The 12,249-nt window shown below is 45.8% G+C and carries 10 protein-coding genes; 4 read left to right on the top strand and 6 right to left on the bottom strand.

Translation table 11 applies throughout. The features are described from left to right. Positions 1 to 407 precede the first annotated feature (407 nt). Positions 408 to 2,006, top strand: a complete 1,599-nt coding sequence (locus CA600_RS17970) for a peptide chain release factor 3 (RefSeq protein WP_094871849.1) — start codon at positions 408 to 410, stop codon at positions 2,004 to 2,006. Between the two features lie 104 nt (positions 2,007 to 2,110). On the opposite strand, the gene CA600_RS17965 is transcribed toward CA600_RS17970, so the two are convergent. Then, positions 2,111 to 2,347: a small acid-soluble spore protein SspI gene (locus CA600_RS17965; RefSeq protein ID WP_042130985.1), complete on the bottom strand. Its 237-nt coding sequence runs from the start codon at positions 2,345 to 2,347 to the stop codon at positions 2,111 to 2,113. Between the two features lie 232 nt (positions 2,348 to 2,579). Here CA600_RS17965 and CA600_RS17960 point away from each other — a divergent pair, with 232 nt between their 5' ends. Continuing rightward, positions 2,580 to 3,239, top strand: coding sequence for a potassium channel family protein (locus CA600_RS17960; protein ID WP_076285312.1), 660 nt, complete (start codon positions 2,580 to 2,582; stop codon positions 3,237 to 3,239). Between the two features lie 122 nt (positions 3,240 to 3,361). After that, the gene (locus tag CA600_RS17955; protein ID WP_094871847.1) at positions 3,362 to 4,150 is read left to right on the top strand and encodes a TrmH family RNA methyltransferase; all 789 of its coding nucleotides are present in this window, start codon (positions 3,362 to 3,364) and stop codon (positions 4,148 to 4,150) included. A 72-nt stretch (positions 4,151 to 4,222) separates the two neighbouring features. Here the strand turns inward: CA600_RS17955 and CA600_RS17950 are convergent, their stop codons facing one another. The 5 genes from CA600_RS17950 to CA600_RS17930 form a co-directional block, all read right to left on the bottom strand. Continuing rightward, positions 4,223 to 5,983: an ABC transporter ATP-binding protein gene (locus tag CA600_RS17950; protein WP_094871846.1), complete on the bottom strand. Its 1,761-nt coding sequence runs from the start codon at positions 5,981 to 5,983 to the stop codon at positions 4,223 to 4,225. After that, on the bottom strand, positions 5,983 to 7,740 hold the full coding sequence (locus CA600_RS17945; RefSeq protein WP_094871844.1) for an ABC transporter ATP-binding protein: 1,758 nt from the start codon (positions 7,738 to 7,740) through the stop codon (positions 5,983 to 5,985). Before CA600_RS17945 ends, CA600_RS17950 begins: the two co-directional genes overlap by 1 nt. 111 nt (positions 7,741 to 7,851) lie before the next feature. Further along, positions 7,852 to 8,904 carry a HAMP domain-containing sensor histidine kinase gene (locus CA600_RS17940; protein ID WP_218832786.1) on the bottom strand — a complete coding sequence of 351 codons (1,053 nt, stop codon included), beginning with the start codon at positions 8,902 to 8,904 and terminating at the stop codon, positions 7,852 to 7,854. Next, a complete protein-coding gene (locus CA600_RS17935; RefSeq protein ID WP_094871842.1) occupies positions 8,901 to 9,572 on the bottom strand; it encodes a response regulator transcription factor in 672 nt (223 codons plus the stop codon). The genes CA600_RS17940 and CA600_RS17935 overlap by 4 nt, the downstream gene beginning before the upstream one ends. Positions 9,573 to 9,631: 59 nt before the next feature. Further along, complete coding sequence (locus CA600_RS17930; RefSeq protein ID WP_094871841.1) at positions 9,632 to 10,600, bottom strand: LacI family DNA-binding transcriptional regulator; 969 nt, start codon at positions 10,598 to 10,600, stop codon at positions 9,632 to 9,634. 112 nt (positions 10,601 to 10,712) lie between these two features. On the opposite strand from CA600_RS17930, the gene CA600_RS17925 reads away from it, so the two are divergent. Continuing rightward, positions 10,713 to 12,125, top strand: coding sequence for a glycoside hydrolase family 1 protein (locus tag CA600_RS17925; protein ID WP_094871839.1), 1,413 nt, complete (start codon positions 10,713 to 10,715; stop codon positions 12,123 to 12,125). Positions 12,126 to 12,249: the final 124 nt, after the last annotated feature.

Raw genomic sequence — 12,249 nt, 5'->3', positions numbered from 1 at the left:
AATATATGTGCTCATTTCATCGAAATAAAGATCCGTACGGTCCGTAAGCGGAACCTCACTACGAAGATGCATATGGATACGAGTATGGAACGGATGTACTCAGCTTGTAACTCTACCTCCAAGGACGCCGTCAGGCGTTTTTCTTGTTGAGCTATGGGAACTGGTGAACAGGATATAGACTTGATTTGGGAGATATTTTGCTGCAAAAGCTTTTTAGTAGATAATATCTGCCGGATTTTGATATACTTTAGGGGATGCTTTCACTTGAAGCGGACTGGAGCTAGACCTAAGATAGCTATTCATTCAGAAATGAAGGGGTATGAACAATGAGCAGAGCACCGATTTGAAGATAACCCCAGTGTAATTGAAGCAGAAGCAGGAATTTTATATATGAAGGGATATGTGTAATGAACAAAGCAATAGATCAGAAGCTGCAAAAGGAAGTGGACAGACGCAGAACCTTTGCGATCATTTCCCACCCGGATGCGGGTAAAACAACTTTAACGGAAAAACTACTGTTATTCGGTGGCGCTATCCGTCTGGCGGGAACGGTTAAGGCCCGTAAGGCGAACAAGCATGCAACGAGTGACTGGATGGAAATTGAAAAGCAACGGGGGATTTCTGTTACTTCCTCTGTGATGCAGTTTGATTATTTGAATCACCGCGTGAATATTTTGGATACACCGGGTCACCAAGACTTTAGTGAGGACACCTACCGTACACTAACAGCAGCGGATAGTGCGGTCATGCTTATCGACGTGGCAAAAGGGGTGGAAACCCAAACGACCAAGCTGTTTCAGGTATGTGCTAAACGTGGGATTCCGATCTTTACTTTTATCAATAAGCTGGACCGTGAAGGACGCAGTCCGTTTGATTTGATGGAAGAGCTGGAGCAGGTACTGGGCATTCGCTCTGTGCCTATGAACTGGCCGATCGGCAGTGGACGTGAATTGTGCGGCGTATATGACCGGATGAAGAATCAGGTGGAGCTGTTCCAAGGTGACGATCACTCCGTAATCAAGGTGCAAAAGGTTGACGGATATCGTGATCCAATCATTCGTGAAATGGCGGGAGAATATCTGCATGATCAATTGTGTCAGGATCTGGAGCTGCTGGATGTAGCAGGCGATGCTTTTGACTATGAAAAAGTACTAAGTGGTGAACTTACACCTGTGTTCTTCGGTAGTGCGATTAACAATTTCGGCGTACAGACTTTCCTCGATAATTTCTTGGATCTGGCACCGAAGCCTGAACCACGCCGAAGTACTACAGGTTTAATAGAACCTATGAATGAGAAATTCACAGGTTATGTGTTCAAAATCCAAGCCAACATGAACCCGGCTCACCGTGACCGAATTGCCTTCCTGCGTATTGTATCCGGTAAGTTCGAACGGGGGATGAGCGTGAAGCATGTACGTGCGGGTAAGGACATTAAGCTCGCCCAGCCGCAACAATTTTTGGCCCAAGACCGTGATATCGTAGAGGAAGCTTATCCGGGAGATATTATCGGGTTGTTTGACCCAGGTATTTTTAGAATTGGAGATACACTGAGCCAGGCAGGAGAATTGGAATTCGATGAGCTGCCAACATTCTCACCAGAGATTTTTGCTAAAGTGAGTATTAAAAATGCTTTGAAATCGAAGCAGTTCCAAAAGGGTGTCGATCAGCTGACTGAAGAGGGTATGATTCAAGTATTCCGCACGGTTAACTTCGATGATATTCTGCTCGGCGTAGTGGGACAGCTGCAGTTTGAGGTGTTCGAGTACCGCATGAAGGGTGAATATGGTGTCGATGTTCTGTTGCAGCGTATGCCATACCAGTTTGCACGTTGGATCGTAGATGATGCTAAACCGGATGCGAGTAAATTCCGTATTAACTCTACGCTCGTTACAGATAAGAAGGGGAATTTTGTTGTCTTGTTCGAGAACGAATATGCTATGCGGACAGCGATGGATAAGAACCCGACAGCTACGTTCCTAGAGATGGCTCCAAAAGCATTGCTATAATTAAGGATATAAGCTAGAACATCCTAAATGTTAATAAAAAACCTCCGCTTCCAACGTGCAATTGCACGCTGGAGAAGCGGAGGTTTTTGACTAGTTGCGGCTAGTTATGACGTGATATTCCCGGGAGTAATCGTCTCCAGGTGATCATGCAGCATAGACACCAAATTATCTTGCTTAGCGGTGTCTAAGTCCTTCCATATCATTTCAAACACGGCGCCAAGTCCCGGGAGTGCTGCTTCCGGTCCGTCTACCGAGCCTTCAATCATATGCCGCAAATCTTCTTCAGATTGACCATGCACTTTATGAATAATCGCCTGGCGTAAGTCAATAGTAACCGGCATAAGGTACCTCCTTTTTGAAATATAGTGATATTCACGTCGTTTTAATGTACCCTGTATAGATGCTGGAAATTCAAGTTTTTGTTCAAATATAAGTAGTATAAGTTGACACTATACATCATTCTTATATTTTTGCGATAAACGATTGTCATCCATAAAGCACGACCATGACGTTTCTTCTTGGCTTATGATATACTGTTTGAGATATAGAAATGCTACAGGAGGTACATAAGACATGGCCAAAAAACAATATGCCATCATTGGCATGGGGCGTTTCGGATCCAGTGTTGCGAGAGCACTCAGCGGTATGGGGTTTGACGTACTTGCGATTGATGCGGACGAGCAGCGGACACAGGAGATTTCAAATATAGTTACACACGCTGTATCTGCAGATTCAACGGATGAAGAAGCGCTACGCGCACTTGGTATTCGCAATTTTGATGTGGTGGTTGTGGCTATTGGAGAGGACATCCAAGCAAGCATTCTTACCACTTTAATCCTGAAGGACCTTGGTGTACCAGCAATTATCGCAAAAGCAAAAAGTGAGCTGCACGGCAAAGTATTAGGCAAAATTGGTGCAGACAAGGTGATTTATCCTGAACGGGATATGGGAATGCGGGTTGCGCATCATTTGGCTTCGCCTAATATATTAGATTATATCGAGCTGTCGCCTGATTATAGTATTTTGGACATGAAGGTATCCGGATCGATGCTCGGGAAAAATCTACAAGAGCTCGATATCCGTGCAAAATATGGCTGTAACGTAATGGCTATTCGCCAAGGTGAAGAGATGAACATCTCCCCACGCGCAGAGGATCGATTGATCGATGGGGATATCCTTGTAATCGTTGGGCATAAAGATAACCTGACGAAGCTGGAGATCGCGTATCAGTAGGTGAGGGGTAACGTAATCATCAGGTTTATAGGGGAGTAAAAGAGAAGAAGAACAAAGACAAAGATAAAGAACAAAGATATAAGAGCAAGAATAAATGGCAAGGCATAAGAAAGGAAGACTTTATGGAAATCATGTCTCCGCAAAATACGCGGGTTAAAGAGTGGGCCGGGCTGCAAGAGAAAAAGCACCGGGACAAAGCTCGTAAATATATCGTAGAAGGCGTTCATCTTGTACAGGAAGCGCTGCTGGCTGAAGCAGATGTGGAATGCCTTGCTTATGACTTAGACAAGGGAATGCCCGCTGAACTCAAAGGGCTTCTTCAGTCCGTTCAGGGCATGGATGTGATTGGCGTATCAGCGGCGATCATCTCGAAATGCAGCAGCACTAACACACCGCAGCCAGTGTTCGCCATTGTGCGGAAGGAACAGCAGGCGGTAGCGGCTATCCTAGCGAAGAAGGATAGTCTGGTGGTTGTCCTGGACGGCGTCCAGGACCCCGGTAATGTCGGCACCATCATCCGCAGCGCGGATGCTGCGGGAGCAGACGGAGTGATCCTCGGCCAAGGCTGTGCCGACCTTTATAATCCGAAGACCATCCGTTCAACGATGGGCTCAATGTTCCATCTCCCGGTGGTGGAGGGAGATTTAAGTGAGATTTTGCCACAGGCCCGGGAAAATGGGACACTGCTGGTGAGCACTTCGCTGCAGGGTGAAGAATCATGCTATGAGCACGATTTTCACGGCAGCCAGTGGCTGCTGATTGGCAGCGAGGGTAAGGGGATTTCGCCGGAAACGGCGCGTCTCGTGGACAAGAGTATCATCATTCCGATGGCGGGGCGGGCGGAATCGCTGAATGCGGCGATGGCGGCGACGATTTTGCTGTTTGAGGGAATGAGACAGCGAGAGGTTTAAGCTGTTTCTAATACAGGAACGGACGATAAAAAACTGCAAGCTCATGATTGAGTTGCAGTTTTTTTTGTCGTTTTAAGAAGCCTGCTCAAATTGGCTATTGTAAAGCTCTGCATAGAATCCGTTTCGAGCCAGCAATTCCGCGTGGCTGCCGCTTTCCAGGATATCGCCGTCCTTCAGGACCAGAATCACATCAGCGTTCTTGATCGTTGAGAGCCGGTGTGCGATAACGAAAGAGGTTCTGCCTTCCATAAGCTTATCCATCGCCTGTTGAATCAGCAACTCTGTACGGGTATCCACTGAGCTTGTAGCTTCATCAAGAATGAGCATGGGAGCATCTTTCAGCATCGCGCGAGCGATAGTCAGCTGCTGCTTTTGTCCGGCGGACAGATTAACCTTATCGTTCAGCACGGTGTTGTATCCGTCACTTAAGGATTTAATGAAGCGGTGCAGGCCAACGGACTTGCAAGCCTCTATAAGCTTCTCGTCCGTTATGTTCTGCTGATTGTAAATCAGGTTCTCTTTGATGGTACCTTCAAACAGCCAAGTATCCTGCAGGACCATACAGAACAGATCATGAATATTTTCTCTCGTCAGGCTGCTGATCGGCGTATCATCGATGTAGATTTCTCCGCCCGTCAATTCGTTGAACCGGATGAGCAGATTGACCAGCGTAGTTTTGCCTGCGCCGGTAGGACCAACGATAGCCACTTTCTGGCCAGGTTTTATATTTGTCGAGAAGTTATTGATAATCAGTTTTTCTGAAGTCTCATACGCAAATTGTACTTGATCAAATTTTACTTTACCTTTAGCAGTTGGCATTGTGTTCTCTTTGTGGCTCTCGTCTTCCATTTCCTCAGCCTCCAGAAATTCGAACACGCGTCCGCCAGCTGCAGATGCAGCTTGCAGACTTTGCGCGGCCTGGGCAATCTGGGACAACGGCTGGGTAAAGTAACGTACATACATAATGAAGGCGACGATAACCCCAAAAGAAATCGTGCCGTTCATGGCGAGTACACCACCAACGATACAGACGGCAACGAATCCTAGATTACCAATAAAGCCCATCAGGGGTGGCATCAGCCCAGAGAGGAATTGCGCTTTGAAGGCGCTGTTCTTCAGTCCCTGATTTAATTCCTGGAAGGTAGTGCGCATCTGCGCTTCGCCATTATACGCTTTAACTACATTATGTCCTGTGTACACTTCTTCGACATGACCGTTGATTTTACCTAAATACTCCTGCTGGCTAGCAAAATATTTCTGTGATTTCTTCATAATGACCACCATAAGGCCAAAGCCGATGATCGTTGCCACGATAGCGGTAAGGGTCATAATTACATTGGTCTTCAGCATCATGACGATCGAGCCGACGAACATGGCTATGGCGGTCACGACATTACCAATACTCTGATTCATCGATTGCCCGATGGTATCTACATCATTCGTTACCCGGGATAAAATATCACCTGTGGCCGATTTATTATAGTAGGAGATTGGAAGTTTGTTCATTTTATGAGCCAGATCAGTTCTTAATTTCTTCGAGACCTTCTGGGTAATAATCGACATGATCAAGCCTTGCGAGAGTGACAACAACGCACCGACGCCGTAAATTACGACGAGGGTAATGCCAATGGTAGTAATGCCGTCCATATCGATGCTGCCGGCAAGACCAGCTGTAATTTTGTCGGTGATCTCGGAGAGTTTGTCCGGACCGAATAACGTGAGCACCGTTCCAACTGCCGCGCAGATTAGCGCAATCACAATAACCGGGACATATTTACGGCAGTAGCGGAGCAGCTTGATCCATGTATTCTGGCCTTTATTTTTGGTTTTCATTATGCAAGCTCCTCCTTCGTAAGCTGAGAATAAGCAATTTCCTGATAGATGTCGCAGGACTGCATTAGTTCGTCATGGGTTCCCATACCTGCGATTCGTCCGGCTTCCAGCACAATGATCTTGTCGGCATCTTTAATTGTACCAATACGCTGTGCAACGATCAGCATCGTTGAATCATTCGCGTCTTTCTTAAGTTCACTGCGCAGTTTGCGGTCAGTCTTATAGTCAAGCGCGGAGAAAGAATCGTCAAAGATTAATATTTCTGGACGCCGGGCAATCGCTCTGGCAATCGATAGCCGCTGTTTTTGCCCGCCAGACAGATTCGTTCCGCCTTGGGCGATATGGGCATCATAGTTCCCCTCTAGCTTTTCTACAAATTCAGAGGATTGGGAAGTGTACACTGCATCTACAATATCTGAACTGAGGACCTGACCGGATCCGTTCTCACCAAATGCAATATTGGAGGACACTGTTCCGCCAAATAGAACAGCCTTCTGAGAGACATAGCCCATTTTATTCCGCAGCGCTTGCTGGTCGTATTCTCTGACATTGATACCATTTACCAGCACTTCGCCTTCTGTAGCATCATAGAAACGGGGAATGAGGTTAACAAGTGTACTTTTCCCGCAGCCTGTAGATCCGATAAAAGCAACCGTCTCCCCCTGCTTCGCCGTGAAGCTGATGTTCTCCAACACATATTCCTCTGCATCTGGATATTTGAAGCTAACCCCCTTGAATTCAATTTCATCTTCTCGCTTCACAGGGAATTGAGTTACTGATCCATTCTTCAAGCTAGGTACTGTTTCTAGCACTTCATTGATACGTTTAGCCGATACTTGAGCACGGGGCAGTAGAATAAAGATCATAATCAGCATCATAAAGGCCATAACCACTTGCATGGCATAAGATGAGAATACGATCATATCTGAGAACAAGCCCATCTTGGCGGTACCCTCGGCTGCTTGAATGAGCACTGCACCCACCCAATAGATGGAGAGACTGAGTCCACTCATAATCAAAGTAATACTTGGCATCAATAGGGTCATTACATTGTTGGCAAATAGGTTGGTACTGGTAAGCTCGTTGTTAGCTACAGCGAACTTCTGTTCTTGATATTCCTCGGCATTATACGCCCGGATGACACGAAGACCGTTAAGATTCTCTCTGGATACACGATTCAGATTATCTGTAAGCAGCTGCAGCTTTTTAAATTTAGGCAGGACGAGCACGATACAGACTGCGACAATAACTACTAGCAATGCGACCGCAGCACCTGTCGTAAGAGTCCACTCCCAGCTTTTACCCGAAATCTTGAGTATCGCCCACACTGCGAGGATTGGTGCTTTCACGAGTAGCTGTAAGCCGATCACAATCAGCATTTGTACTTGCGTGATGTCATTCGTGGATCGGGTAATTAGACTGGCTGTTGAGAAGTTGCTGATCTCCTCCATGGAGAAGGACTGCACCTTATCGAACAAATTGGAACGCAGTCTTGCAGACAAGTCGGCCGCTATTCTCGCAGCAATGCCCGCTACAACAACCGAGGTCGCCAGACTGCCAAGAGCACAGAGTAGCATCCAGCCTCCTGCGACAAGAATTTCATTCATTTCGCTTCCTGGTGTCTGGATCAGCCGGGTAATATCACTCATGTAGTCAGGCAGTTCTAAATCCAGCCAGACTTGAGCGATGATGAACATAAGGCTGATTCCGAATAAGAACCATTCTTTGGGTTCCAGATTCTTGAGTAATTTCAACATAAGAATGACTCCTTTGTATTAATGATGCTCTGATTGTAAAGGAGAATAATAAACTGAAAGTTAACTTTTGCTGAAAAAAATGAAAAGCCCTGAAAGAACCCAACGGTTCTATCAAGGCTTAGATGAGGCAGGGAGTAGCATCGTAAAGGTTGTTCCCTGCAGCGGAACACTGTCGCAGGTGACGGTTCCGCCGTGCAGTTCAATGATTTTTCGGACTATCGTAAGCCCCAGGCCATTGCCGGCAGAAGAGTGAGAGGTATCTTGCTGATAGAACTTGTCAAAGACTTTTGGAAGTGCACTTGGACTGATGCCTACTCCATTATCACGGAATGTAATTTCGACCTGATCTTTCAACCGCCTCATGGTCACTTCGATTTCGCCGTGCTCTGGAGTAAATTTAATCGCATTGTCCAATAAATTCAGCCAGACCTGGTTCAGCATCTCTTTATTTCCGGGTACCATATAGTCCTGCACGTTGGCTTTAAAGGATATATGTTTTTTCGTAAGGTTAGTATGCTGCAGCAGGACGCATTGGCGAATTTGTTCTCCAACATTGAAGGGCTGCCGGTCGCTTAATATCGCCTGTGCCTCTACTTTGGAGAGGTTCAGGACATTGGAGGCCAGAGCGGCCAAACGGGTAGATTCCTCGATAACAATATCTAGGTATTCATTTCGTTCATCCTTGCTCAGCTCATCATCCTTCAGGATTTCAGCGAACCCTTTAATCGACACAATCGGAGTACGGAATTCATGGGAGAAATTGTTTACAAAGTCTGTACGCAGAATTTCAATACCACCTAGTTCCTCAGCCATCCGGTTAATATTCTCGGAGAGAATTTTGAATTCTGGAGGGTGCTTGAGCTGCAGCCGCATAGAGAAGTCCCCTCCGGCCAACTGGTCGATCGCATCAATAAATGTGCGGATTGATTTCAGCATCCTGCGACTGGTAATTACCGATGTGACGGTACCGATAATGGTGCAGGCAATCAATATAATCAAGGTTAGGATTTTTTTGTCCTGGAGAATCCGTTCATCCAGCAGGCCGAAGACTAAGGACAGATAGGTTAGGATTCCGGTGATTAGCACTGTAATAAGGAAAATAATAAATACAGCAAGCGAGAAGTAGATCGGCAGGCTGATTTTGTTGCTTAGCTTTTTAATCATGTTCTCACCGCCTTGTATCCGAGACCGCGGACGGACACAAGTTCGAACTCCGGATAGTTCTCAAACCGTTTCCGCAAGCGGTTGATATGCACATTTACCGTAGTGTCTGTAGTTTCGCTGTCCATCCCCCAGATTTCGTCCATCAATTGGATTCGAGTGAAAATGCGCTCTGGATAGGATAGAAGCTTATAGAGGAGATGGAACTCCTTCTGAGGAAGTGTCTGTTTTTCATTGTCTCGAATTACTGTTAACGCATCGAAATCAAGAATGACTTTACCAACAATAAGCTTCCGGGCGCTTACAATCTGCGAGCGGCGCAGAAGGGCTTGTATTCTCAACAGCATTTCCTCTATATCTACAGGCTTGGTCATATAATCATCAGTTCCGTGACGGAATCCTTTTTTCTTATCTTCTGGAAGCTGTTTGGCCGTTGCCATGAGGATCGGGATCATGTTGTTGGCATTCCTTAGCTCTTCGGCGAATTCGTAACCATCCATTCCAGGCATCATGATATCGAGGATAATCAGATCAATGTGCTGGACTTCAAGAACTTCCAATGCCTGAATGCCATTCTCGGCTGTTAACACTTCATAACCTTCCCGTTTCAGGACAGCGTTCATCAGCTTTCTGACATGCTTATCGTCTTCCACAACAAGGATCTTAATCATGGTTTCACTCCAATTCTTAGCTTAAGATTTCATTGCATTCTGAGATTGGGCAGACTTAGTTAGGTTGTCTCCCGTTCAATCAGTTGAAACGACAGTGGCTGCAGCTCCATGTCCAGTCCAAGCAATGCAGGAGCCAGCAAAAGAAAAGCATTCTCTGCCTGTCCCGCAATCGGATTCTGAATAGTGGTTATTCCGAGCGTCTTCGACAGCTTTGAATTGTCAAAACCAACGATGGCGAGGTCCCTTGGCACATCTAGCTTCTGCCTGCGAGCTTCGCTGAGAACACCTACCGCCACCAAATCATTGGCGCATAGAATGGCATCCGGCGGTTCTGGTTGTCCCATGAATGTCTTCACTAATTGCTCTCCGTCTTGAATTCCATAAATAGTGGTGTAATACCATTTCTCGAGGACGGGAAGATTATATTTGGACATGATTTGTTCGTAGGCTAATCTTCGGCTCTGAGTATTAATGCTGCTAGGACGGCCAAAAGCATTGGCGATACGTTTATACCCTCGTTCTATCAAATGCTCCAGAGCAAGTGCATATCCATCATATTGGTTCATGGCAACGGAAGGGATTTCAGGATGGTCCATGCGCTGCCATGACACGATCGGTCCGTATTTGCAGTAGGAAGTTATGACATGTTTATCGTTAACAGCGGTCAAAATAAGCAGGGCGTCGACTCTTTTTTGTTTAAGATCTTCGAACGCTTGAAGCTCTTTTTGCTTATCTCCGCCAGTGGTATAAATAATCGTCTGATACCCGTAATGGCCGGAAATTTCGACGAAGCTGTTCATAAAGCACAGAATAAGCTCATTTAGGTCTAAGGTAATCATGCCGATTTGCTGAGTTTGGCCTTTCGATAAAGAAATAGCATTCCGATTGGGAACATAGTCCGTCTCCTTCATGATGGCGAGAATTTTCTCTCTTGTCTCCTTGCTGACATGTGGGGAATCGTTCAGAACTCGGGATACCGTAGCTTTAGAAAAGCCTGATAGCTTAGCAATTTCGTCAAGAGTAGACATCGACTTCTCTCCTTTGCATGATTAATGCTTGACATGTAACGCGTTCCAAGAGTTAGGATTCGGATTAGAGCAGTAATCCTATACTATCACAATAGCAAAGGCGGGAAGAAACATGAACTTACAATTTCCAGAAGGATTCTTATGGGGCGGTGCTGTAGCTGCTAACCAGCTTGAAGGGGCATACCAGGAAGATGGAAAAGGCTGGTCTACCCAAGATGTTATGCCACACGGAATTAAATCTGCTCCTACAGAGGTTCCTACCGACGATAACATGAAGCTCATAGGTATCGACTTCTATCACCGCTATAAAGAAGATATTAAGCTGTTCGCAGAAATGGGCTTTAAAGTATTTCGGACATCTATTGCCTGGTCCCGAATTTTCCCGAAAGGGGACGAGCTGGAGCCGAATGAAAAAGGCCTGCAGTTCTATGATGATCTATTCGACGAGTGTCATAAATACGGTATCGAGCCGTTAGTAACGATTTCCCATTATGAGACTCCGCTGCATCTGGCACGAGAATACGATGGATGGGTTAACCGCAAAATGGTAGATTTTTACGAGCGTTATGTGCGAACGATCTTTAATCGTTACAAGGACAAGGTTAAATATTGGCTGACCTTTAACGAGATCAATTCCATTCTAGAGTTCCCATTTATGAGCGGTGGGATCAACACGCCATTGGAACAATTGAGCAAGCAGGATTTGTATCAGGCGATTCATCATGAGTTCGTAGCAAGCGCTTTGGCTGTGAAGATCGGCCATGAGATCAATCCTGATTTTAAAATAGGATGTATGGTGCTAAGTATGCCGATTTATCCACTCACTCCTCATCCGGATGATTTGAACCGAGCGATGCAAAGTGATCATAAAAATATGTTCTTTGCAGATGTTCATGCTAGAGGATATTACCCGGGATACATGAAGCGTTACTTCAAAGAAAACGGAATTCACATTCATTTTGAGCCAGGGGACGAAGAAATTCTCAAGCATACCGTGGATTTCATATCGTTCAGTTACTATATGAGCACTTGTGAAACGGCTGATCCAGAGAAACAGATCAGAGGGGAAGGGAACCTGTTAGGCGGGGTGCCAAATCCGTATCTGGAAGCGAGTGATTGGGGATGGCAAATCGATCCGCAGGGCTTACGTTATGTGATGAATATGTTCTATGACCGATACCAGAAGCCACTCTTTGTTGTGGAAAATGGTCTGGGTGCCGTGGATCAGCTCGTTGTAGATGGAAGCGGTGAAAAGGTGATAAACGACGACTACCGGATCAATTATTTACGAGATCATCTGGTACAGGTGGCGGAAGCGATTGCCGACGGCGTGGAAGTTATGGGGTATACAAGCTGGGGCTGCATCGACTTGGTCAGTGCAACAAGCGCCGAGCTGAAGAAACGTTATGGCTTCATTTATGTGGACCGTCATGATGATGGTTCAGGTACGCTGGAAAGATTCCGCAAGAAGTCCTTCCATTGGTACAAAGAAGTGATTGAATCTAACGGGCAGAGCCTGTTGTAATAGCGAAAGTCCTGATCGTCAAGATCCTCTTGATGATCAGGACTTTTTATTATGCAAATTATGGTTATCGTTGACATGGCTAATGGGACATGTTAATTTGTAAGTAATAAATTAATCGGATATC

This window comes from Paenibacillus sp. VTT E-133280 (genome assembly GCF_002264385.1).
In the GTDB taxonomy this organism is placed as follows: domain Bacteria; phylum Bacillota; class Bacilli; order Paenibacillales; family Paenibacillaceae; genus Paenibacillus_AQ; species Paenibacillus_AQ nitricinens.
The sequence above is the reverse complement of the archived record's forward strand: the minus strand, read 5'-3'. Positions and strand labels throughout refer to the sequence as shown.